The organism is Flavobacterium panacagri, assembly GCF_030378165.1.
Taxonomy (GTDB): domain Bacteria; phylum Bacteroidota; class Bacteroidia; order Flavobacteriales; family Flavobacteriaceae; genus Flavobacterium; species Flavobacterium panacagri.
Map to the genome: position 1 here is coordinate 4,104,523 of NZ_CP119766.1, position 20,802 is coordinate 4,125,324.

27 protein-coding genes are annotated in these 20,802 nt (G+C 30.8%); 20 read left to right on the plus strand and 7 right to left on the minus strand.

Annotated elements, in window-relative coordinates; translation table 11 throughout:
• The first annotated feature begins 1 nt into the window (after nt 1).
• From P2W65_RS18080 to abc-f, 3 genes are all read left to right on the plus strand, one after another.
• Nucleotides 2–934, plus strand: coding sequence for a transglutaminase-like domain-containing protein (locus P2W65_RS18080; protein ID WP_289659812.1), 933 nt, complete (start codon nt 2–4; stop codon nt 932–934).
• Nucleotides 935–1,052: 118 nt separating this feature from the next.
• The gene (locus P2W65_RS18085) at nt 1,053–1,421 is read left to right on the plus strand and encodes a hypothetical protein (protein WP_289659814.1); all 369 of its coding nucleotides are present in this window, start codon (nt 1,053–1,055) and stop codon (nt 1,419–1,421) included.
• Between the two features lie 198 nt (nt 1,422–1,619).
• Nucleotides 1,620–3,206 carry a ribosomal protection-like ABC-F family protein gene (abc-f, locus tag P2W65_RS18090; RefSeq protein WP_289659816.1) on the plus strand — a complete coding sequence of 529 codons (1,587 nt, stop codon included), beginning with the start codon at nt 1,620–1,622 and terminating at the stop codon, nt 3,204–3,206.
• A gap of 16 nt (nt 3,207–3,222) precedes the next feature.
• Here abc-f and P2W65_RS18095 read toward each other — a convergent pair whose 3' ends face one another.
• The gene (locus P2W65_RS18095) at nt 3,223–4,188 is read right to left on the minus strand and encodes an alpha/beta fold hydrolase (RefSeq protein WP_289659817.1); all 966 of its coding nucleotides are present in this window, start codon (nt 4,186–4,188) and stop codon (nt 3,223–3,225) included.
• A gap of 290 nt (nt 4,189–4,478) precedes the next feature.
• On the opposite strand from P2W65_RS18095, the gene P2W65_RS18100 reads away from it, so the two are divergent.
• The 5 genes from P2W65_RS18100 to P2W65_RS18120 all read left to right on the plus strand — a co-directional run bounded on the left by P2W65_RS18100 (nt 4,479) and on the right by P2W65_RS18120 (nt 7,401).
• Nucleotides 4,479–5,528 (plus strand): linear amide C-N hydrolase, encoded by a 1,050-nt coding sequence (locus P2W65_RS18100; protein WP_289659818.1) that lies wholly within the window; start codon nt 4,479–4,481, stop codon nt 5,526–5,528.
• Between the two features lie 131 nt (nt 5,529–5,659).
• Entirely contained in the window at nt 5,660–5,977 is a 318-nt protein-coding gene (locus P2W65_RS18105; protein WP_289659819.1) for an ArsR/SmtB family transcription factor, read from the plus strand.
• Nucleotides 5,978–5,981: 4 nt separating this feature from the next.
• Nucleotides 5,982–6,449: an SRPBCC domain-containing protein gene (locus P2W65_RS18110; protein ID WP_289659820.1), complete on the plus strand. Its 468-nt coding sequence runs from the start codon at nt 5,982–5,984 to the stop codon at nt 6,447–6,449.
• Between the two features lie 4 nt (nt 6,450–6,453).
• Nucleotides 6,454–6,831: a DoxX family protein gene (locus P2W65_RS18115; protein ID WP_289659821.1), complete on the plus strand. Its 378-nt coding sequence runs from the start codon at nt 6,454–6,456 to the stop codon at nt 6,829–6,831.
• 12 nt (nt 6,832–6,843) lie between these two features.
• Entirely contained in the window at nt 6,844–7,401 is a 558-nt protein-coding gene (locus P2W65_RS18120; protein WP_289659822.1) for a DUF4256 domain-containing protein, read from the plus strand.
• A gap of 46 nt (nt 7,402–7,447) precedes the next feature.
• On the opposite strand, the gene P2W65_RS18125 is transcribed toward P2W65_RS18120, so the two are convergent.
• Nucleotides 7,448–7,798, minus strand: a complete 351-nt coding sequence (locus tag P2W65_RS18125) for a DUF2200 domain-containing protein (RefSeq protein ID WP_289659823.1) — start codon at nt 7,796–7,798, stop codon at nt 7,448–7,450.
• 114 nt (nt 7,799–7,912) lie between these two features.
• Here P2W65_RS18125 and P2W65_RS18130 point away from each other — a divergent pair, with 114 nt between their 5' ends.
• Nucleotides 7,913–8,314 carry a VOC family protein gene (locus tag P2W65_RS18130; protein ID WP_289659824.1) on the plus strand — a complete coding sequence of 134 codons (402 nt, stop codon included), beginning with the start codon at nt 7,913–7,915 and terminating at the stop codon, nt 8,312–8,314.
• A 42-nt stretch (nt 8,315–8,356) separates the two neighbouring features.
• A complete protein-coding gene (locus tag P2W65_RS18135; protein WP_289659825.1) occupies nt 8,357–8,887 on the plus strand; it encodes a serine O-acetyltransferase in 531 nt (176 codons plus the stop codon).
• Between the two features lie 54 nt (nt 8,888–8,941).
• On the opposite strand, the gene map is transcribed toward P2W65_RS18135, so the two are convergent.
• The 3 genes from map to P2W65_RS18150 all read right to left on the minus strand — a co-directional run bounded on the left by map (nt 8,942) and on the right by P2W65_RS18150 (nt 11,242).
• Nucleotides 8,942–9,706 carry a type I methionyl aminopeptidase gene (gene map / locus P2W65_RS18140; protein WP_289659826.1) on the minus strand — a complete coding sequence of 255 codons (765 nt, stop codon included), beginning with the start codon at nt 9,704–9,706 and terminating at the stop codon, nt 8,942–8,944.
• 148 nt (nt 9,707–9,854) lie between these two features.
• Entirely contained in the window at nt 9,855–10,592 is a 738-nt protein-coding gene (locus P2W65_RS18145) for an SDR family NAD(P)-dependent oxidoreductase (protein WP_289659827.1), read from the minus strand.
• 80 nt (nt 10,593–10,672) lie between these two features.
• The gene (locus tag P2W65_RS18150; RefSeq protein ID WP_289659828.1) at nt 10,673–11,242 is read right to left on the minus strand and encodes a Crp/Fnr family transcriptional regulator; all 570 of its coding nucleotides are present in this window, start codon (nt 11,240–11,242) and stop codon (nt 10,673–10,675) included.
• Nucleotides 11,243–11,350: 108 nt separating this feature from the next.
• Between P2W65_RS18150 and P2W65_RS18155 the strand changes: the two genes are divergently transcribed.
• A complete protein-coding gene (locus tag P2W65_RS18155; RefSeq protein WP_289659829.1) occupies nt 11,351–11,809 on the plus strand; it encodes a DUF4262 domain-containing protein in 459 nt (152 codons plus the stop codon).
• A gap of 10 nt (nt 11,810–11,819) precedes the next feature.
• Here P2W65_RS18155 and P2W65_RS18160 read toward each other — a convergent pair whose 3' ends face one another.
• Nucleotides 11,820–12,215, minus strand: coding sequence for a VOC family protein (locus P2W65_RS18160; protein ID WP_289659830.1), 396 nt, complete (start codon nt 12,213–12,215; stop codon nt 11,820–11,822).
• Between the two features lie 122 nt (nt 12,216–12,337).
• On the opposite strand from P2W65_RS18160, the gene P2W65_RS18165 reads away from it, so the two are divergent.
• Genes P2W65_RS18165 through P2W65_RS18180 form a run of 4 tightly spaced genes read left to right on the plus strand, consistent with a single transcriptional unit; the run spans nt 12,338 to nt 15,369 of the window.
• Nucleotides 12,338–12,853: a hypothetical protein gene (locus tag P2W65_RS18165; RefSeq protein ID WP_289659831.1), complete on the plus strand. Its 516-nt coding sequence runs from the start codon at nt 12,338–12,340 to the stop codon at nt 12,851–12,853.
• A gap of 24 nt (nt 12,854–12,877) precedes the next feature.
• On the plus strand, nt 12,878–14,248 hold the full coding sequence (locus P2W65_RS18170; protein ID WP_289659832.1) for a hypothetical protein: 1,371 nt from the start codon (nt 12,878–12,880) through the stop codon (nt 14,246–14,248).
• A gap of 6 nt (nt 14,249–14,254) precedes the next feature.
• Nucleotides 14,255–14,827: a hypothetical protein gene (locus P2W65_RS18175; RefSeq protein WP_289659833.1), complete on the plus strand. Its 573-nt coding sequence runs from the start codon at nt 14,255–14,257 to the stop codon at nt 14,825–14,827.
• A 38-nt stretch (nt 14,828–14,865) separates the two neighbouring features.
• The gene (locus tag P2W65_RS18180) at nt 14,866–15,369 is read left to right on the plus strand and encodes an endonuclease V (RefSeq protein WP_289659834.1); all 504 of its coding nucleotides are present in this window, start codon (nt 14,866–14,868) and stop codon (nt 15,367–15,369) included.
• A 45-nt stretch (nt 15,370–15,414) separates the two neighbouring features.
• Here P2W65_RS18180 and P2W65_RS18185 read toward each other — a convergent pair whose 3' ends face one another.
• Nucleotides 15,415–15,990 carry an HD domain-containing protein gene (locus P2W65_RS18185; protein ID WP_289659835.1) on the minus strand — a complete coding sequence of 192 codons (576 nt, stop codon included), beginning with the start codon at nt 15,988–15,990 and terminating at the stop codon, nt 15,415–15,417.
• 118 nt (nt 15,991–16,108) lie between these two features.
• Here P2W65_RS18185 and P2W65_RS18190 point away from each other — a divergent pair, with 118 nt between their 5' ends.
• The 5 genes from P2W65_RS18190 (at nt 16,109) to P2W65_RS18210 (ending at nt 20,414) form a co-directional block, all read left to right on the plus strand.
• The gene (locus P2W65_RS18190; RefSeq protein ID WP_289659836.1) at nt 16,109–16,915 is read left to right on the plus strand and encodes a hypothetical protein; all 807 of its coding nucleotides are present in this window, start codon (nt 16,109–16,111) and stop codon (nt 16,913–16,915) included.
• A gap of 96 nt (nt 16,916–17,011) precedes the next feature.
• Nucleotides 17,012–17,482 carry a hypothetical protein gene (locus P2W65_RS18195; protein WP_289659837.1) on the plus strand — a complete coding sequence of 157 codons (471 nt, stop codon included), beginning with the start codon at nt 17,012–17,014 and terminating at the stop codon, nt 17,480–17,482.
• Between the two features lie 176 nt (nt 17,483–17,658).
• Nucleotides 17,659–18,687, plus strand: a complete 1,029-nt coding sequence (locus P2W65_RS18200; RefSeq protein WP_289659838.1) for a helix-turn-helix domain-containing protein — start codon at nt 17,659–17,661, stop codon at nt 18,685–18,687.
• A 103-nt stretch (nt 18,688–18,790) separates the two neighbouring features.
• Nucleotides 18,791–19,252 carry a nuclear transport factor 2 family protein gene (locus tag P2W65_RS18205; RefSeq protein WP_289659839.1) on the plus strand — a complete coding sequence of 154 codons (462 nt, stop codon included), beginning with the start codon at nt 18,791–18,793 and terminating at the stop codon, nt 19,250–19,252.
• Between the two features lie 34 nt (nt 19,253–19,286).
• A complete protein-coding gene (locus P2W65_RS18210) occupies nt 19,287–20,414 on the plus strand; it encodes a nuclear transport factor 2 family protein (RefSeq protein WP_289659840.1) in 1,128 nt (375 codons plus the stop codon).
• Nucleotides 20,415–20,802 lie beyond the last annotated feature (388 nt).

Genomic DNA, 20,802 nt, shown 5'->3' on the forward strand with positions numbered 1-20,802 from the left:
TATGATAAAATTCCCTAAAATCGACTTTCCGAGATTAAAATCTAAACTACAGGTGAAATCACCGTGGGACAGGATTATTATTTCGATTTTAAGTTTTTTGATTACAATACCGATTTTCATCATACTGCATCAAAATTTAATAGATTTGGAATGGGCATTCAATCTAGATCGTGTATTTATCTTTATTTTTGTTTTTGCCGCAATATTTTTCCTTCTGATGTATCTCAGAACGATTATTATTTTGTGCATTGCTGTTTATTTACTGGTATTATTTTACGGAAGCGTAATTGGTAATTATGGTTTCAGTGAAATTTCAGAAGATTATAATTCGATGATTTATACCATGTCTGACAATCCTTATCCACAGGATATTATTGTGGCTAAACTGCTTCCATTTCCCAATAAATCAAAAATTATCAATGCGATAGAATATCAGAATCCTAGAGTGCGGAATTTTGCTATTATGGCAACAAGCAAACATTTTAAAGGAATTAGGGGGTATTCAGATTATAGAACTATTATTCAGTGTTTTGCTGTTTTTAAAGAAATAAATGGCAGATGGAATTACGTCAACGACCCAAAAGATGGTGATTATATCGCAACCGCCAGCGAATCCTTAGATTATTTCTCTGGCGATTGCGACGATCACTCGATCTTAATGGCGGCGGCGATTCGGTCCATTGGAGGAACTCCAAGACTTATTCATACGAAAGGACATATTTATCCAGAAATTTTAATTGGTTCAATGATTGACTTGGAAAAAGTCAATTATTTGATCAAAAATGTTCTTTTTGTTAAAGAAAGCTATGGTAAAAAACTACATTATCATATTGATGAACGTGGACAAGTTTGGATGAATCTCGACTATACGGCTACTTATCCTGGCGGTCCTTTTATGTATGAGGAAATATTAGGAGCTTTGACACTAAATTAAAATTTGTTTTTTTGTGATTTTACTAACAAAAAAAAACTTTATAAATATTTGACTTCTAATAATTTAATGTCATTTTTTTTTGTAACTTTTTCCTGTTTAACTTCTTAATCACATAATCATGAAAAACTCTAAATTATTTACCCTCGTAATTGCAGTTGTTGTTTTATTAATGGTTTCATGTCATACTAAAAGAAATAGGTTGGTGAATTCATGGAAAGTTACTGCAGTCGAAGCAAAAATACCAATGTCTGATTCTACTAAAAATGCCATTTTAACAAATGGAACATTAACATTTACAGAAGATGGACATGTTACAGGGTATTTTCTTCGCGAAATAAATGATGGAACTTTTGCTTTAACCAAAAAAGGAACAAGTCTTGTTATCAAAGATGAAGTTGGCACACCTTATCCTTGTGTAAGCACAATTACAGAGGATCAATTAATTTTAGATGCAAAAGAAGCTAAAATAACACTTAGCAAAATTTAAAAAAAAAATATTTATTCTATACAAAAAACCATTCTTTAAACTGCTAAGAATGGTTTTTTGATTTTTAAGCGTAAAATAATATCTTTGCAATACTTCAAATAGATATTTAGAATATGTGAAAAATAATTTCTTTCGGAAAATTTAGTGAGTAACGCAAGATTGCGGTACTTGATTATTTATCTATAAAAGAAAGGAATTATGCTTATTCTTCAAAATATCTCATACCAGCATGAGAATAAAAACATGCTGTTTCAAAACATTAGTTTTACTCTAAATAAGAATGATAAAACGGCTTTGGTTGGAAACAACGGCGTTGGAAAATCTACATTATTAAAAATTATTACGGGACAACTAAAACCGATTTCGGGTCAGATTATTCAAAATTCAATTCCTTATTCAGTACCGCAATTATTCGGTCAGTTTAACGATTTGTCTATCTCCGAAGCCTTATCAATAAAGGATAAAATAAAATCACTTAAAGAAATACTTGAAGGTGTTGTAACAGAAGAAAATCTTCAATTATTAAACGATGACTGGACTATCGAAGAACGTTGTGCAGAAGCGTTATCCTATTGGAAACTGCAGGATTTAGATTTAGAACAAAAAATGGGAACATTAAGTGGCGGACAGAAAACGAAGGTGTTTTTGGCCGGAATTATGATTCATCAACCCGATTTGGTTTTGTTAGATGAACCCAGCAATCATTTGGATTTTGAAGGTAGAAAATTATTATACGATTTTATAAAATCTACATCCTGTTCGCTGTTAATTGTGAGCCATGACAGAAAACTGTTGAATCATTTGAATAAAACATTTGAAATGAGTAAAAACGGAATTGCTGTTTATGGCGGGAATTATGATTTTTACAGCGATCAAAAGAAAATTGAAAATAATGCTTTGGAGCAAGACGTTCAAAGTAAAGAAAAGGCACTTAAAAAAGCGAAAGAGAAAGAACGAGAAACGATTGAGCGTCAGAATAAATTAGATTCAAGAGGAAAAAAGAAACAGGAAAAGTCAGGAGTTGCTAGAATAATGATGAATACACTCCGAAATAATGCTGAAAACAGCAGTTCCAAACTGAAAGATGTCCATGCAGAAAAAATCAGTGGCATTTCAGAAGATTTAAGACAGCTCCGTTCGTCACTTCCTGCAATAGATCAGATGAAATTTGGATTTTCTAATGTTTCATTTCATAAAGGGAAAATGATTTTTAAGGCTGAAGAATTAAATTACAGCTATAATAATCAATCACTTTGGAAAGACAATCTAAATTTTGAAATTCTTTCGGGTGATCGTTTTAGTATTAAAGGTTTAAATGGTTCAGGAAAAACGACTTTAATTAAAATTATTCTCGGAGCATTAAAGCCTAATAGTGGAAATATCACTTCGTTGGCTAAAAAAACAATTTATATTGATCAGGATTATTCTCTACTGCATAATGATTTAAATATTTATGAACAGGCACAGCAGTTTAACGATTGTGGTTTAGAAGAACATGATATTAAAATGAGACTAAATCGCTTTTTATTCTCTCAAACCAATTGGGATAAATCTTGCCGCGCATTAAGTGGCGGTGAAAGAATGCGTCTTATGCTATGTTGTTTAACAATTAGTAATGAAGCTCCTGAAGTTATTATTTTGGACGAACCTACAAATAATTTGGATATTCAAAATATAGAAATTCTTACGGCGGCGCTCAATGAATATCAAGGAACGTTGATTGTGATATCACATGATGAATCTTTTTTAGAACAAATCAATATCAAAGAAAATATTATTCTTTAAAAAAAAAGCGCCAGAATTATTCTGGCGCTAATCTTTTGATTTCGTTGCAAATCAAGTTAGGTTCTTGAAGTGTTACATAATGTCCGCTTTTCTGGGCAAAGATTTGTTTGCTGTTAGAGGAAAGATGGAGAAGATCTTTCTGTAAGCTATTATGAATAGATAAATATTCTTTTTCCAGTTTTTTATCTTTGGCTCCTTCTACTCCATTTGGGTATTTTGCTGTAATTATAGTTAATGGAATAGAACCAAAATCAGCTATTTCTGAAGCTTCTTTCATTAGCTTTTTGTCATTTTCCAGCTCCGTCATCATTCCGTCAAAAATGCGGTAGAAATAGATTTTAACGTTTTTATTGAACCAATGTTCTTTTGGGACTGCAGTTGTAAAAGGAACGTTACTGTATAAAATTCTAATAACTCCAATTTCGTTTAAGAAACTTAGAAATGATCTTGGAGGTGGCTGAACAGAATTTTTAAGGGCTGTAGATGATTTTTCTAACTGCTTTGGATGCGAAACATCAATAAATACAATTCCAGCCAAATCTTTAGCATTTTCTTTAATAAACAACCTTGGTGTAATGCCTCCAAAAGAATGTCCAACTAAAATATAAGGTTTTGGACAGTTCGTTTGTTCTAAAAGCGATTTAAGATCATCGGTATATCTTTTTAATGAAATTTCTTCTGATGGATCGCTCCACATAATTCCTGCTTTATCGTAAGCGATTGTGGTATAATTTTTAGAGAGTTTCTTCTGAATTTCTTGCCAATGCAGATAATCTCCTCCTAAACCAGATTCAAAAATGATTGTGCAATTTCCCTGGCCTTCTTTTTTATAGTGCATTTTTCTTCCATCAATTGTTACAAATTCAGAATCATCGGGATGGTGGCTATCGAAATAAATACGGGAAATGTGTTCAAATATGAAACCAATTGCAAGCAGAGTAACTATTGCAAACACAGTTATTTTCAAGACTTTTAATATCATTTTTATCATTTTTAGAATTTATTTTAATGGAGTATAAACTGAGGTAATCTCCTCAAAAATAACATTATTATCTTCAAAATAATAATTATTTATAATAATTCTAAATAATTTACTTTCTAAAGAAGCCTTTAAATCAATTAATATTTTGTTGCAATTACTATTAATTTGATAATCAAAATATTATAAGAATTATGTAAATTGCATAAAGAGATTAGTAGATCAAACCTTATAAAGATTATTCCCCCTATTTAAACATACTGAACAACGTTTAATTAAAAATGTAAAATACCATGAAACCACGAAACAAAATTTTCTCGCTTTTACTTGCTTTTACTTTGATTACTGAAACTGCACTGCCGTGTACAAGGGTTGTTTATGAAGGTCTAAATGGTACTATAATAACAGCTCGTTCTATGGACTGGCGCACTGAAATACCAGCGAATTTGTGGATTTTTCCACGTGGCATTGAACGTGTTGGTGAAGCTGGAACAAGTTCTATTAAATGGAAATCAAAATACGGAAGTGTAATTACCAGTTCGTGGGACATCGCTTCTTCTGACGGAATGAATGAAAAAGGGCTTGTAGGCAATCTTTTGTGGTTGGTTGAATCTCAATATCCAAAATTTGAAAAGAATGGTAAAGTGAAAGGTTTGGCAGTTTCATTGTGGCTTCAGTATGTATTGGATAACTTTTCTACAGTTTCGGAAGTTGTTTCAGCTTTACAGAAAGAAGAATTTGTAGTGGCTTCATCTCACATTCCGGGCACAAATATTTTTGCAACGGTACATTTATCCGTTTCTGATGCTTCGGGTGATAATGCGATTTTTGAATATATCAATGAAAAACTGGTCATTCATCACGATAGAAAATATGTAACCATGACCAACTCTCCTATTTTTGATGAGCAATTGGCTATTAATACCTATTGGAAAAGTATTCCTGGAACAGTTATGCTTCCAGGAACCAATAGAGCAGCAGACCGTTTCGTGAGAGCTTCTTACTATATAGATGCGATTCCGAAAACAGATAATACCAGAAGCGCTTTAGCAAGTGTTTTCGGCGTTATTAGAAATTGTTCTGTTCCACTGGGAATTGCTTCTCCAACTGAACCTAATATCTCCTCTACTCGCTGGAGAACTGTTGCGGATCAAAAAAATATGGTTTATTATTTTGATAATGTGCTGAATCCAAACGTGATTTGGGTGGAATTCAGTAAAATTGATTTTAGTGAAAAGGGAAAAATTAGAAAATTAAGTTTAGCCAATAATGAAAATTATTCAGGCGAATCCTTGATTAATTTCAAAGAAGCAAAACCTTTTCAGTTTGCGGGATTGGATTAATTTGGACTAGCAAATAAAGGCTTTAAATACCTCCATATTAAATGTTTGGAGGTATTTTTTTTTAAAATAATGCAAAATTATATTTGCGCAGTCAAATGACTTCATTATATTTGCAGTCAAATAACTGCGTAATGGAAATTAGAAGAGATGTATTTCAGGCAATAGCCGATCCAACCCGAAGAGCTATATTAAGTTTGGTTGCCATACAAGCAATGACACCTGGTGCCATTGCAGCCAACTTTGATTCGTCTAGACAGACGATTTCGAAACATATTCAGATTCTAAATGAATGTGAATTATTACATCAAACACAAAACGGAAGAGAAATTTATTATCATTTAAATCCTCAAAAAATGAAGGAAATTGACAATTTCATTGAACCATTCCGAAAAATGTGGGAAGAGCGTTTCGATAAATTGGAAGCGATTATGAAAAACTATAAAAAATAAAACCATGGAAAAGAAAACAAAAATTCATGCTGAAGATAACAGACACGATCTTATCATTACTAGAGAATTTGAACTTCCAGTAGAATTGCTTTTTAAAGCTTATGAAGATCCTAAAATTGTGGCACAATGGATGGGAACTAAAGTGATAAAATTGGAGAGCAGAAAATACGGTGCTTGGGAATTTGAAACGAGTGATCCTAACGGAAATGTTGTTTTTAAAGCAAATGGTGTTATTCATGATTTTGTTCCAAATGAGAGAATTGTCCGCACTTTTGAAATGGATACTATCAATTTTGCACCGCAATTGGAGTTTTTAGAATTCGAAAAACTTACCGATGAAACCAGTAAACTTACCATGCAGATTATTTACAAATCGATTGAGCACAGAGCAAATCAATTGAAACTTCCATTTGCGCAAGGTTTAAATATGGCCCACAACCGACTAGAAGAAATTGTAACTAAACTAAAATAAAATCATGAATAAACGAAACAGAATTATTTATTGGATTGCCACACTTTGGCTGGCATTAGGAATGATATCGACAGGAATCGTACAATTGATGCAGATAAAAGAAGAAAAAGAAATGATGAACCATTTAGGTTATCCGCTTTATTTTCTAACGCTTTTAGGTGTCTGGAAACTTTTAGGTGTGATTGCGATATTAATTCCGAAATTTGGCTTACTGAAAGAATGGGCTTATGCAGGCTTTTTCTTTGCTATGTCTGGAGCTGTAGTTTCTCATCTGGCGGTTGGTGACAGCGCTAAAGAACTTTTCGGCCCAATATTATTAATTGTTTTGACAATTGTTTCCTGGTATTACAGACCAGAGAACAGAAAATGTTCTGCAAACTAAAATTTGAATGTTATGAAAAGAGAATTGACTGCCAACGAACAAGAAGAGATTTTAAATACGTTGGAAAAACGTTTTGAAAAAAATCCAAACAGACATAAAAATTTGGAATGGTCAGCTGTTGAAGCCAAATTAAAAGCCAATCCTAAAAAATTATGGTCATTGGATGAAATGGAAAGAACTGAAGGCGAACCGGATGTTATTGGCTATGATGAAAAAACAAAAGAATATCTTTTTGTAGATTGTTCTCCTGAAAGCCCAAAAGGACGAAGAAGTTTCTGTTATGATCATGAAGCACTTGAAAAAAGAAAAGAACATAAACCCGCAAACAGCGCTATTAATATGGCGGAAGAAATGGGAATTGAAATTCTAAATGAAGAACAATACAAAGAACTCCAAAAGCTTGGAAAGTTCGATGCTAAAACATCAAGCTGGATTTTAACTCCAACGGAAATTAGAAAATTAGGAGGAGCTATCTTTTCTGATTTTAGATACAATACCGTTTTTGTTTATCATAACGGTGCAGAATCTTATTATGCGGCACGAGGATTTCGCGGTTTATTAAGAGTTTAAAAAATGGAGTAAAACCTCTGAGATATTTATTTTGGAGGTTTTGTTTTTATTCTCTCAGAATCTTTTCCATTTTTTTTCCTTTCGCCAATTCATCTACTAATTTATCCATATAACGGATTTTCTTCATTAACGGATCTTCAATTTCTTCAATACGATAACCACAGATAACTCCTGTAATTTTTGAAGCATTCGGATTTAGTTTTGGAGCTTCATCAAAAAAAGTTTGCAAGTCTGATTTCTTTTCAATCTGATCTTTAAATTGAGATTCGCTATAACCTGTTAACCATAAAATTACGGTATCGACTTCTTCTTTGGTTCTCCCCTTTTTTTCTGCTTTTTGAATGTACATGGGATAAACACTGGCAAATATTATTTTGTATACTCTATCGTTTTTCATTGGACTATTTTTTAAGTGCTATTTTGTTTTAATGTAAATATAATTACAATAATTGTTTATACCTTAGATTTAGTTTTATAACATCAATTTTAGAAATCTTAAAAATCTATTTCTATGGGAAACAATTCTAATGATACAGAACCAAAAGTGACAGGACTTGGCGGAATTTTCTTTTTTATGGATAATCCAAAAGAAACGAAAGACTGGTATGCCAAAAATTTAGGATTAGAAATTAACGAATGGGGGTCTTCAAGTTTTGAATCCAGAAATATCGATAATCCGGAAGAAATTGAATCGACGCAATGGTGTCCTTTTAAGAAAGGGGATGAATATTTTTCTCCATCCAAAAAAGAGTTTATGGTCAATTACCGCGTTCAAAATATTGAAGGACTTGTAGAAAAGCTAAAAGCAAATGGAGTTACAATTCTAGATAATATAGAAACGTACGATTACGGAAAGTTTGTTCATATAATGGATACTGAAGGCAATAAAATTGAACTGTGGGAACCTAATTAAGTTATGAATTATGAATAAAATGTCTGATGCTTAAAAAAGAACATGTTTAATACATTAGTTAAAATCAATTGCGATTCAAAAAGTAGTTTTCTTAGACAAATCGCTGGCAATTTATTAGAGAAACTTTATTGCTGTGAAATAAATTGTGCCGAAATAGACAAAAGTGTTTTGTTTGCGCATCACGGTCGCGGATGTACAATTGTGGCTTCTAAAATCTGTGAAAATGTGGTTATTTTTCAAAATGTTTCTATTGGAGCTAATTTGAAATACAACAAAATCACTAATGAATGGGAGAATGTCGGAAATCCAATTATTGCTAGAAATGTTATTATTGCTGATGGCGCCAAAATTTTAGGGCCAATTGCAATTGGAGAGAATTCGATTATTGGTGCTGGATCCATTATAACCAAAAATATTCCTGCAAATAGCGTAGCTTACGGTGTAAATCAATTTAAACCAAAGGATAAAAACTATGATTTTATATTCAATAAGAACATGATTAATCCTCAGAAAATCATAGAAACCAATAAAAAGTTAGTCGCAGAATTCAATAAACAGAATAATCTCGTTTAAAATAAAAAACTCCATTATCGTTAATGGAGTTTTTGTGTATTTATTGAGAATTAATTAATTCCAAATTTCATTCATTTCGGTCAAAATAATTGGTTTGCCTTCGGTAACCACAATTGTATGTTCGTGCTGCGCCATAAAACCGCCTTTATTTCCAACCATTGTCCAGCCATCTTTCATTGTTTCTGCATAAGTTGAAGTTGTCGAAATAAAAGTTTCAATTGCTACAACTGAATTCTTTTTAAATCTCGTCATATTAAAACGATCTCTGTAATTGGCAATTTCATGAGGTGCTTCGTGAAGACTTCTCCCTACTCCGTGTCCAGTTAAGTTTTTAATGACTTTATAGCCTTTTTTCTTTGCTTCGGTTTCTATCAGGAAACCAATATCCGAAATACGAACGCCACCTTTTATATTGTGAATGGCTTTATGTAAAATTTGTTTCGAAGCTTCAATCAATTTTTGGTGTTCATTTATATCTTCTCCAATTACAAAAGAACCTCCGTTATCTGACCAAAAACCGTCTAATTCAGCAGAAACATCAATATTGATTAAATCGCCTTCCTGCAGAATTCTTTTATCAGAAGGAATTCCGTGGCAAAATTCATTGTCAACGCTGATGCAAGTCCAGCCCGGAAAACCATAAGTTTCATAAGGTGCAGATTTAGCTCCAAAATCTTTTAATATTTGTCCGCCGTAATCATCCAATTCTTTGGTTGACATACCAACTTTGGCAAATTTTCTCATTTCTTTTAAAGTGTATGCTACGGCTTCACTCGCTTTTTTCATTCCGGCTAATTCTGCTTCTGTTGTAATAGACATGCTTTCTGTTTTTGATTTTTTCAGGCTACTAATTTACCGCTTTTACTTTTTATTTCTCTTAATTTAATTCTAAATAGGATTGATTTTAAAAATAAAAACTCCAAAATCTAGTGACTTTGGAGTTTTCGTACGATGCTAAAATTCTATTTTACCACGGGCTTTCTTCGCTTTCGTCTTTAATATCATTGCTAAAGAATTTTCCGGTTGGGCCATTTTCATCAGTTATAGTATGTTTAATAATAAAGCTTGAGGCACTTTCTACACTTCCCGGTCCATTGAAATGATTAAAATCTGTTGCTGTATAACCTGGATCAATAGCATTTACTTTGACTCCTAATTCTTTTAATTCATAAGCTAAAGTCACAGTGAACGCATTTAAAGCTGTTTTAGATGAAACATAAGAAACGGCTTTAAACGGATAATATTCCCAAGTTGGATCACTATGTAATGTTAAGGAACCAAGGCCAGATGTAATATTACTTATTCTTGGATTTTTGGATTTTTTTAGCAGTTCAAGAAATGTCTGAGTAACTCTGATTACGCCAAAAAAGTTAGTATCAAATACATTCTGAATATTTTCAACCGATGTTGTCGAAGAATCTTGTGGCATATTGCCTAAAATTCCTGCATTATTAATTAGAATATCCAATTTTCCCTGATCTTTTTCTACGATATTTTTAGCTTCTACAATACTTTCCTGATTTGTAACATCAATTGCAATAACTTTGATATTTTTAAATCCGTTTTGAGTTAGTTCTTTTACAACTTCCTCGCCTTTTTGAAGGTCACGGCTTCCTAAATAAACGAATAATCCTTTTTCTGAAAGCTGTTTTGCTATTTCTAAACCTATGCTTCTATTTGCTCCTGTAATTAATACTGAATCCATTTTTTTATTTTTTTAAATTATTGATTACAAAGTTGCACCGATAAAAAACAAAAACATTTGCCAAATGGCAAAAAGCAACTTTAACGGATATTTTTTCGGATTCGGCTTAAAGAAGATTGTGTAATTCCGAGGTAAGATGCTAAATAAGAAAGTGGAACACGATTGATAACATTGGGAAACATTTCCATAAAAGATAAATAACGTGTTGTAGCATCCTCAGAAACCAGTGGACTTCTTCTGGATACTTTTAAAATCAAAGCTTTATTGATGATTTTATGAACGATTTTATCCCAGCCTATAATGGTATTGAGAAGTTCTTCCCAGTCTTTTTTAGAAAAAATAATCATTTTACAATCGGTAACTGCTTCAACATAAGCCGAAGAACAAATACTGTTTTCAAAACTTTCTAAATCTACAACGAGGTTGTTTTCATCAATAAAATATTTAGTGATTTCTTCGCCTTTGTTATTGTAATAACAAACTCTCATGATTCCTTCTACAATAAATCCAACTTCTACAGCTACTTTTCCGGCTTCAGAAAAATAACTTTCTTTTTTAATTTCTCTTTCTTGGGCTTTGCTTAAAATTAAATCAATCTGCTGCTGATTTAAACTGCCAAACTGCAATATGTATGCTACTAATTCTTTCATGCACGAAAGTTAGGGATAAGTTTTTGATAGAAATTTGTCATATGGCAAAAAAATAAAATTATGTTTATATATTAGTAAATCTATTTATTTGTGTCTTAAAATTATTGTATGAAGAAAACTGAAAAGCAAAAAGAGTTGTATTTCGAAAAGGTTTATGGTAATATTAGAAATAAAGGATATCACACTACAGCTATTTTAGAAGAAGAAAATTTTACTCCTTTTGCATATTCGACTGGAATATTTGAAAATTTTAAAATACCTGAGTTATTTATATCTGGATTAGGACCTAATTTGTCGGGAGAAATTATTCAAAATTATGTTGAAAAGTATAAGTTCAGTGAAGTTTCTTTAAATGAAAAGATAGATGATTTAATAGAGAATTTTCCAGTTTATTTTATAAAAGTGAAAATTGAAAATTTATCAGAGTATGTACTAACATCTATTAAATTTTATGAAAATCGAGAATACACTTATCTACAACTTATATTTCCAGATTTAAAAGGTAAATTTCCAAATGAGTCAGGATATGACTATGACCAAATAATAGTTGGAGAATTTTCGCTTTAACTTTACATTTTTACATTCCCGGCCAATACAAAAAATTAAATTTATGTCCATCAGGATCTGCAAATGTAAATGTATAACCTTGTTCGTAATTTTCAGGTTTTGAGACGATCGTTCCGCCTGCTTTTTGGACTATTTTGACCCATTGCTCCACTTCTTCCCTGCTTTGAGCAGATAAAGAAAATATAACTTCATTTTCATTTAGAGTATTAGTCAATTTCCCTTTCAGAGCATTTTCGAGTCTTTTGGCAATAAAAAAATTGATTATAAAGTTATTTTCTGCAATTGAAAAACTGACTAGTTCATCTGTTTCTTTTCCGTTTTGACTAAATCCTAAACCGGAATAAAATTCAATTGTTTTTTGTATGTTCTGTACGGCAAGATTGGCCCATATCATTTTCGTTTTCATCTGTTTTGGTTTTATATAAATAGATAGTTTGTTAAAGTTAAGCAATTTAGTTTTTAGTTGGGTTTTAAAGATATTTCTTATATTAGCTTAAATAGATTTTAAAGAAATCAATAGCATTAGATATGAAAAACATATTCATTTTGTTAGTTTTATTTTTAAGCGTTACAGCGATTCATTCACAGCAAAATAAGATTAAGAAAACAATAATAAAACCCGCCGTTTCTAATACAGCTTCAATACAAAAAAAGCGAATTGAAACTATTAAAATCAAAGGCAATTTATATGATGTTTATTGGGTATATGAAAAAAAACTGATGTCTGAACAAACACCACAAGATACCTTAATTTGGTATGATTTCACCTTTAAAAACACTAAAGGAAGTGCCTATTATAAAGAGTCACAAAAATATGCCACTATAAAAGGCAAAATTGCCAGAGAAGGATTCTATAAAGTAAAAAACGATACCTTAGTAGTAACGGTTAATTATTATGATCCCTATCACGGTGGAAGATTGATTGATTATTATGTTCCTGACAAAAAAGGATATTTACGCGAAGTAAAAAGCGAAATGAAAGCTATTGATACCGATACTGTTTCGGATCGATATATTAAAACAGAAAGAATGAAAGCTCCATAAAAAACCAAAACCTTAAAAACCAATATGAAGAAAATATTTCTACTAGCCTTTTTATTTCTAACACCATTAGTATTCGGACAAAAGACCACTTTTACCATTAAATATTCAGAACAGTTAGCGGTTTATCTTTTTATAGAAAATCTTTCTGAACATTATCCTGAAAATGTTTTTAAGACTGAATTTCAAAAATCTAAATACAATACAGAGCATTACAATAAGATAATTTCGAAGTTTGACAAATTAATACTGGATTATAGTTTTCGATTTGATGAATATCCGTACGGATCAAAAAAGAATATGCAGACGAATGATCTTCTGAAAAAAAATCTAATTGAAACCAATAATCTTACTGATTTTAAGCTTCATTCCTCGGGCCTTATACCCAATCAAACTTTAACTGATTTGGCTTCATGTATCAGCGAATTTACAAATGTCTATAACGACTTGATTTACAATCCAAATAAAGAAAAATTTGAAAAACAATTAGCTGCTATCATAAAATACTCAAATGACAATAATATGAACGGTTATTTTGAAACTGGGCTTTTGTTTTATAATTCAAGCTGGGATAATGCGATTCCGTTTGTTGCTGCATTTTATCCTTTGCCAAATTCGAAAGGGTTCACAGCTCAGGCTTTTTGCAATAATTTTATTAGTGCTGTACAGGTTGATTTGAATTCTAATAAAGATTTATTTAGTGTAATGATGCATGAAACGTATCATATTGTTTATGATGAGCAATCATTCGAAGTAAAAACGCAAATTGATACTTATTTTAAAGAAAGTAAATCAAAATGCAGTAATTACGCCTATCAGCTTATGAACGAAGTTTTGGCCACAGCGTTAGGAAATGGATATGTCTATGAAAAACTAGATGGAAAACTGGATACTGAGGATTGGTACAATAGAAAATACATTAGTTTGATGGCAAAGAAAATTTATCCGGTAGTAAAAGAATACATCGATCAGAAAAAAGCAATGGATAAAAACTTTATTGATACTTATATCAAGCTTTATGAAGAAAATTTCCCAGATTGGATCAATGAGTTAGATAACATAATGACTTACCGATATGTTCTTTCTGAAAACGAAACTGATTCAAGAAAAATTAATCAATTGTTTCGTTATCGTTCCAGAACAGAATTTGATTCCGAGATTACAGAAAATAGTATCAATAAAATGAAAGATACACCTTTGACAAAGGTGGTAATCATTTCTAAAAATACTGCTGAGAAAGTTAAGCTTCTAAAAAATAAATTCACTGAATTAAAAGAATGGAAACCCAATGCAAATAAAGAATTTGCTAATAAATTTTTCCTAAATGATAAAAGCCAATTGATCATTATTAATCAAAAAGAAGCTACAATTGAAACACTGTTTAAACTAATAAAATAATTGAATATGAAAATTTTAAAACCATTTTCCTCATTATTTGCTTTAATACTTACAGGATGTGTTGGAAACATGAATCCTACGGGTGGAAATTCTTCACCAAATTACCCTTATTTTATTACTACAGAACCCATGATGGTAAAGAAAATTATGGTTCCAAAAGGCACAAAACTGACTTATGACGAACACTTTTTTGTATCGGGAGAACAAAGTCATAAAATGAGTGAACAAAGGCTAACTGATATAAAATTACCGGAAGGACAGTACATAAATTGGGGCGGAGTTCCTGTATATGAAATTTACAAATTTTTCAATTCAGAAATGCGTGGCTATTCTGTCTATGCAGATTTCAGCAAACTGAGTGCCGATAAAAAGACGAAATTTTCTGAGCTCTGGCAAAGCTGTAGCAATGATATAGGAATCACCATCAAAAATGAAGATGATTGGTCTTTTAATAAAGAAAATATAGCCGATGTAGAAAGCTGCAGTGTCTTGTATCAGCGTTATTTTAAGGATGATGCCAAACAACAGGGATTTTTAAACGAAATGCTGACAGAACTAAGAAAAGTTAACTCTAAGTAATATATCTTCGTTATTATATAAATACGCCTTTTAAAATTATGATCTTAGCATTTGATACCTATTATTTTGACCAAAAAGCAAAAACTGTTTGTTTGGAATTTGCAGAATGGAATGAAGATAAAAACTTTAAAGTTTACACTGAAATTATTGATAATGTGGAAGAATATATTCCCGGCGAATTTTATAAAAGAGAACTGCCTTGTATTTTAAGCTTATTAAATCAAATAGATCTGTCTACTATTGATGTAATTGTTGTAGATGGTTTTGTCTATTTAAATGATGAACAGAAATACGGTTTAGGCGGTTATTTATATGAAAAATTAAATAAACAAATTCCGATTATTGGCGTTGCCAAAACAAATTTTGCTTCTATAGAAAAGAATAAAAAAGCTTTGTTTAGAGGAGATAGTAAGAAACCGTTATACATCACTTCTATCGGGATCGATTTGGAGAAAGCTTTTGAAAAAATTGAAAGTATGCATGGTGAATTTAGATTTCCGACTTTATTAAAGGAACTGGATAGACTAACAAAAGAAAATTGATAAAAAAAGCTCCAAAATAGGATTGAATTTGGAGCTTCTTTATGCTTAATTAGAAGTACTTAGAAAACGATAATACTCTTTAATTTTGTTTTGCAGTCTATTGGCTAAATAGTGATTCCCGTCTTTTAGTTCGCTTAGTATAATTTCAGCTTCTTGAATGTATTTCAGTTTTTTTTCATCATCCCAATAATATGGCGGTTCGTATAAATTACAAATTCTATCAGCCATTTTAACTGCCCAGACTTCTATAGGCTGTTGTTTGATTCTGCTTAAACTATCGAGCATTTTTTCTAGAGAATCCTTAATTTCATCGTTTTTAGTTAAGGCTAAAACTCCGGAAGCCACTTCACTTCCAAATAAATCATTTACTCTTTCATAATTAAATACTGTGTCTTCTATGGTATCATGAAGCATGGCGCATTTAACAGCTAGATCAGCATTCATATTTTCGGTTAAACGAGTGGCATTTAAAACTTCAAAAACAACACTTCCGATATGATTGATATATTCTACTCTTTCTCCCGCATTACTTCCGCCATATTTTTGTCCGTCATGAAGTTTTGAAACCAATTGCCAGGTATTCTGAATTTCATCTATTGACCAGTCTTTTTGTTGTTGCATATTTTAATATTTGATTGATTGTAATGTATGGCTTTTTTTGAAGATTTGCAAGATTTTAATAATCATTATACATTTTAAGATTGTTATATTAGCTAAAAAAAACTGAATCAATAAACGAATGAACAATACAAATAAAGAAATGAAAGTAGTTGCATTTCCAGATTTTGACCAAACATTTAACCTAATCAATGAAAGAGAAAAATTTATCTTTTTGCCTCTTGCCAGTATTCAGTTTAATAATCATTCAGAATTTGAGAATAGACACTTTCATTTTATTTCAATTTGGGATACAGGAACTTACGAAAATGACTTTTTTAATGAATTTAGAAAAGATATTAGATGTATTAAATTTAAACTAGAAGATCAAAGATATTCTTATTTAGGAAAACCAAACTTTCCTTTTGTTGATTTACTTCCTAATGCTTACGATTTAATTGAAAATCATTTTAAAGAACATCTAGATTATTATTTAACACCTAAAAGTTTCCGTGAATTTTCAGATGAAAATGGATTTTTTAATAAAGCACGTCAAATAATTATTAGTCAATTAAATGGTTTTGATAAATCTGATGCAGGATACTATTTTGAACGAATTGTTCAGTACTTATATGTTAAGAAAAAATACGAGCTTTTTAATAAAATTAATTCTGATTTTTCTTATTCTGAGCTATTTATTGGGCGAACTACAACCAAAGAAGAAGTAATTGCCAGCTTTGTTGATGAAGGAAAATCAGATCATGAAATCATCAATAATTTATTAGAAAAGCCTAATTGGCTTCAAAAACCGGAAGATATTTTTAGAGATCTTAATTTAATTTTTATAGGAAGTGTTTCAGAAAGTGATTTTACAAATGGTTCTTCTGAAATTTTTCTTTTTTGGGACAAAGAAAATGATGAAGTCTATCAATTGTTTCAATGGACATAAATTACTTTATATTAGCTAAACAAATAGTATTTAATGCAACAAAATTTAAAAATCACGTCCCTTAAGCATGAGGATATAAAATTCTTAAAAAGAAAGTTGAACAAGCACTATTTGGGCTGGTTGGTTTTCTCGTTATTTTCAATTGTATTTCCATGTTCTGCTATTTATGCTACCATAACTAATAAAGAATTAGACGATAAAGCATTTCCCATTTTAATTGTTATAGTCATTTTTGGTTTTTGGATTTATGTTACTATAATGGGAATAATAGATACTATAAAAGAACAACAGAATTTGTTGTTACAGAAAAAGGTTGAAGGCAATATAATCGTTCTAGAAAAAGAGAGGATTGTGATTAAAGGAGAGGATTCTGATACTGATTCTTATCAAATAAAAATGTATTCAGAAGTTGAAGAAAAGCATAAAAGTATCTGGATAAACCAAAAATATTATGAAAAAATCCAGATTGGTAATTCCATGTGGATTGAATACTATTTAGATTGTAATTACATCAAAACATTACTATTGGACGGAAAAAACATTAAATCTAAAGGATTTACACAATGAAATACAGCAACGATTTTTTAAATAAATAATTAAAATTAAATTGTCTGTAAATTATTTTGTTTGATTTCAAGTACTGATCGATCCAGATAAATTATATAGAGTAAAAATATTCTTATATTCGTTTAAGAAAAAAATATACTATTTATATAACATTAACATAATTCGGAAAAATAATAATGGAATCCAGCCAGTTGCTTTTCTTTCTTAGTGCTCTAGGAGCTTTTAATGGTTTTATACTTTCAGTATATTTTGCTATAAATGCTCAAAAGAAAATTTTCGCAAATTATTTCTTATCCCTGCTCCTGCTGGTTTTAAGTATTAGGATTGTAAAATCTGTTTTTTTCTACTTTAATCCTGCCCTATCGAATATTTTCATTCAAATTGGACTTTCGGCCTGTATTCTAATTGGGCCTTTTCTATTTTTAAGCCTCAAACCAAATTTAGATGCTCAAAAACATAATTGGATAAAACATATTGTACCTTATTTGGCTGTGATAACTATTTTAGGGATTTTATATCCTTATACTAAATATAGAGTAATCTGGAGTCTCGGAATAGTAAATGCAATATATTTACAATGGCTGGTTTACATTCTATTATCTTTTAGATATATTTTCCCGATGATTCAAAAAATTAAAAGAAAAGAGAGCTTAAAAAAAATAGAGGTTTGGTTTCTTAGTATTTATCTTGGAGTAGCCTTTATATGGCTTGCTTATGCTACCGTTCCTTATACTTCCTACATCGTTGGTGCTTTATCTTTTACATTTGTTCTATACCTAATTATTTTGCTATTAATTTTCAGAAATAGTGACGAAAGCGTATTTTTTCAAGAGAAGGAGAAATACAAAAACAAAGAAATGGATATTGAAATGCAGAGAATTATTGGTCAGAAATTTGCTGTAATAATAGAGAAAGAACTTTATCTCAATCCAGATTTCAGTCTTGAAGAAGCTTCAAAAGAACTTAAAATTACAAAGCATTTATTGTCTCAATATGTAAATGAAATTTTGGGCAAATCTTTTTCAAATCTTATCAAAGAATATCGAATTGAAAAAGCAAAAAAATTATTAAAAACAGAAAAAAACTTTACGCTTGAAAGTTTAGGTTATGACAGCGGTTTTAGTTCAAAATCTACTTTTTTTACTGCTTTTAAAAAAACAACTGGTTTAACTCCTGCAGAATATCAAAAAGCACATTCAGAATAAGTTTGAAATTATAAATTAAGAGTTCTACATTATAAATTAGAACCATTTAAAAGAACGTCTGCCGCATATTTGCTCTCATTATTAATAATTTAAAATTTTAAAAATGAGAACAGTACTTTTAATTATTTCTTTAAATTTTTTCTTTCTTACTGCAAATGCCCAGTTGAATGATCCTGGAAACGATTGGGGTTTGATACAGAAAACACTTAATCTATACTTAGACGGACAAGCAACAGGCGATTCGATTAAAGTCGGCCAGTCCTTTCATGATTCTTGGCAGCTGAAATATTTTGCTGAAGACAAATTTAATGTTGTCCGTAAATCAGATTACATGAAAGGGTATAAAGCCCCAAATGCTAGATCTGCTAATTGGTCTGGGCGTATTATATCTATTGATATTACAAACAATGTTGCGGCCGCCAAAGTGGAAATTAGTACTTCAAGATTATTGTTTATAGATTATTTTAATCTGATGAAAATAAATCAAGACTGGTTTATAGTAGATAAAATTTCAACTAGGACACCCCATAAAACGGTTGAAGTTGCGGTGGCCAAAACGAAGTAATTGTAAATAAACTAAACCTAATAATTTTTAGCAAATGAATAAAATAATAATTTTATTAGTTATTCGTATATTCCTATTTACTACTGTTGTTAATTCCCAAAACAAAATCTTATTTGTAACCTCAAATCAAGATTTTTATGGGAATACCCAGATTCCTGCTGCCAATCATTTTGAAGAGATTGTTGTCCCTTATGATATATTTATCAAAGCTGGTTATACCATTGATTTTATAAGTCCAAAAGGCGGTGCAATTCCGATTGGTTATATCAACACATCAGATAGTTTGCAAAAAAAGTATTTGTATAATGCTTGGTTTATGGACAAACTGGAGCACACTATGAAACCAGCTTCCATTATTTCTAGTAATTATGCGGCCATTTTTTATAGTGGCGGTGGCGCTGCGATGTTTGGAGTGGCAGATGATAATACTATTCAAAAAATTGCAAGAACCATTTACAATAAAAATGGTGTTGTATCGGCAATCTGTCATGGAACTGCTGGAATTGTCTATCTAAAAGATGAAAATGGAAAGTCACTGTATGCAGGAAAAAAAATTACAGGATACCCAGATGAGTTTGAAAATAAAAATGCCGAATATTACAAGGCATTTCCGTTTTCAATAAACAATGCTGTTAAAGAAAATCAAGGCAGTTTTGTTTACTCGAAAAAAGGAGGAGATTCTTTTTATACTGTAGACGGTAGATTTGTAACAGGGCAAGATCCCACTTCTGGCAGTAAGGTTGCGAATGAAGTTGTTTCAATTTTAAAAGCTAATTCTAAAACTTCTAATGGGCTTTTAAAAAGTGATTCAGATCAAATCAAAGAAGTTTTACTCGACTACATTGAGGGTACAGCTAATGGACGACCTGAAAGATTGCAAAAAGCTTTTCATCCTAAATTTAATTTGTATACTGTTGCGGAAGATACGCTCTGGACACGTTCCGGCAAACAATATATTGCCAACATAAAACCTGGAGAACATGTAAATAGAATTGGAAACATTGTATCTATTGACTTTGATAAAGATGCCGCAATTGCGAAAGTTGAAATAGTTATACCCAATTGGAGGATTTTTACGGATTATTTTTTAATGCTAAAATATAAAGGAGCTTGGAAAATAATACATAAAAGTTATTCTTGGAGAGAGCTTCCAAAAATCTAATTAATAGCATGGAAATATCTTTTTATTTGTACTATCGACCTCCAAAATCTTTGGTTTTGGAGGTCTTTTAGCCTATTTTATTAAACGACAAAATCATCTTTACATTTGTATTGCCTGTCTATTTTTTGGTCGATTTATATTCCTTCTCAAATAATTAAAATTGGATTTTAAAAACTGATTTTATGGATATATTTTAGTCTTTACCATTTTAGTTTTAAAATATTCCAAATCTTACTTTTTATATATTCCGGTACCGCTAAAATTAATTTCTTTCAAATTCTCATTAAGAAATATTAAACTTAGCTTTTTGCTTTTTTTAGGATTATCTAAAGCTTCAATAATATAGGAAAATCTAGTTTTTTTTAAGTGACACATTACTTTTTCTATA

Excerpts from the sequence above, each read along its gene's own strand:
- P2W65_RS18080 (WP_289659812.1), top strand. The coding sequence starts at position 2 with ATGATAAAATTCCCTAAAATCGACTTTCCGAGATTAAAATCTAAACTA.
- P2W65_RS18085 (WP_289659814.1), top strand. The coding sequence starts at position 1,053 with ATGAAAAACTCTAAATTATTTACCCTCGTAATTGCAGTTGTTGTTTTA.
- abc-f (WP_289659816.1), top strand. The coding sequence starts at position 1,620 with ATGCTTATTCTTCAAAATATCTCATACCAGCATGAGAATAAAAACATG.
- P2W65_RS18095 (WP_289659817.1), bottom strand. The coding sequence starts at position 4,188 with ATGATATTAAAAGTCTTGAAAATAACTGTGTTTGCAATAGTTACTCTG.
- P2W65_RS18100 (WP_289659818.1), top strand. The coding sequence starts at position 4,479 with ATGAAACCACGAAACAAAATTTTCTCGCTTTTACTTGCTTTTACTTTG.
- P2W65_RS18105 (WP_289659819.1), top strand. The coding sequence starts at position 5,660 with ATGGAAATTAGAAGAGATGTATTTCAGGCAATAGCCGATCCAACCCGA.
- P2W65_RS18110 (WP_289659820.1), top strand. The coding sequence starts at position 5,982 with ATGGAAAAGAAAACAAAAATTCATGCTGAAGATAACAGACACGATCTT.
- P2W65_RS18115 (WP_289659821.1), top strand. The coding sequence starts at position 6,454 with ATGAATAAACGAAACAGAATTATTTATTGGATTGCCACACTTTGGCTG.
- P2W65_RS18120 (WP_289659822.1), top strand. The coding sequence starts at position 6,844 with ATGAAAAGAGAATTGACTGCCAACGAACAAGAAGAGATTTTAAATACG.
- P2W65_RS18125 (WP_289659823.1), bottom strand. The coding sequence starts at position 7,798 with ATGAAAAACGATAGAGTATACAAAATAATATTTGCCAGTGTTTATCCC.
- P2W65_RS18130 (WP_289659824.1), top strand. The coding sequence starts at position 7,913 with ATGGGAAACAATTCTAATGATACAGAACCAAAAGTGACAGGACTTGGC.
- P2W65_RS18135 (WP_289659825.1), top strand. The coding sequence starts at position 8,357 with ATGTTTAATACATTAGTTAAAATCAATTGCGATTCAAAAAGTAGTTTT.
- map (WP_289659826.1), bottom strand. The coding sequence starts at position 9,706 with ATGTCTATTACAACAGAAGCAGAATTAGCCGGAATGAAAAAAGCGAGT.
- P2W65_RS18145 (WP_289659827.1), bottom strand. The coding sequence starts at position 10,592 with ATGGATTCAGTATTAATTACAGGAGCAAATAGAAGCATAGGTTTAGAA.
- P2W65_RS18150 (WP_289659828.1), bottom strand. The coding sequence starts at position 11,242 with ATGAAAGAATTAGTAGCATACATATTGCAGTTTGGCAGTTTAAATCAG.
- P2W65_RS18155 (WP_289659829.1), top strand. The coding sequence starts at position 11,351 with ATGAAGAAAACTGAAAAGCAAAAAGAGTTGTATTTCGAAAAGGTTTAT.
- P2W65_RS18160 (WP_289659830.1), bottom strand. The coding sequence starts at position 12,215 with ATGAAAACGAAAATGATATGGGCCAATCTTGCCGTACAGAACATACAA.
- P2W65_RS18165 (WP_289659831.1), top strand. The coding sequence starts at position 12,338 with ATGAAAAACATATTCATTTTGTTAGTTTTATTTTTAAGCGTTACAGCG.
- P2W65_RS18170 (WP_289659832.1), top strand. The coding sequence starts at position 12,878 with ATGAAGAAAATATTTCTACTAGCCTTTTTATTTCTAACACCATTAGTA.
- P2W65_RS18175 (WP_289659833.1), top strand. The coding sequence starts at position 14,255 with ATGAAAATTTTAAAACCATTTTCCTCATTATTTGCTTTAATACTTACA.
- P2W65_RS18180 (WP_289659834.1), top strand. The coding sequence starts at position 14,866 with ATGATCTTAGCATTTGATACCTATTATTTTGACCAAAAAGCAAAAACT.
- P2W65_RS18185 (WP_289659835.1), bottom strand. The coding sequence starts at position 15,990 with ATGCAACAACAAAAAGACTGGTCAATAGATGAAATTCAGAATACCTGG.
- P2W65_RS18190 (WP_289659836.1), top strand. The coding sequence starts at position 16,109 with ATGAACAATACAAATAAAGAAATGAAAGTAGTTGCATTTCCAGATTTT.
- P2W65_RS18200 (WP_289659838.1), top strand. The coding sequence starts at position 17,659 with ATGGAATCCAGCCAGTTGCTTTTCTTTCTTAGTGCTCTAGGAGCTTTT.
- P2W65_RS18205 (WP_289659839.1), top strand. The coding sequence starts at position 18,791 with ATGAGAACAGTACTTTTAATTATTTCTTTAAATTTTTTCTTTCTTACT.
- P2W65_RS18210 (WP_289659840.1), top strand. The coding sequence starts at position 19,287 with ATGAATAAAATAATAATTTTATTAGTTATTCGTATATTCCTATTTACT.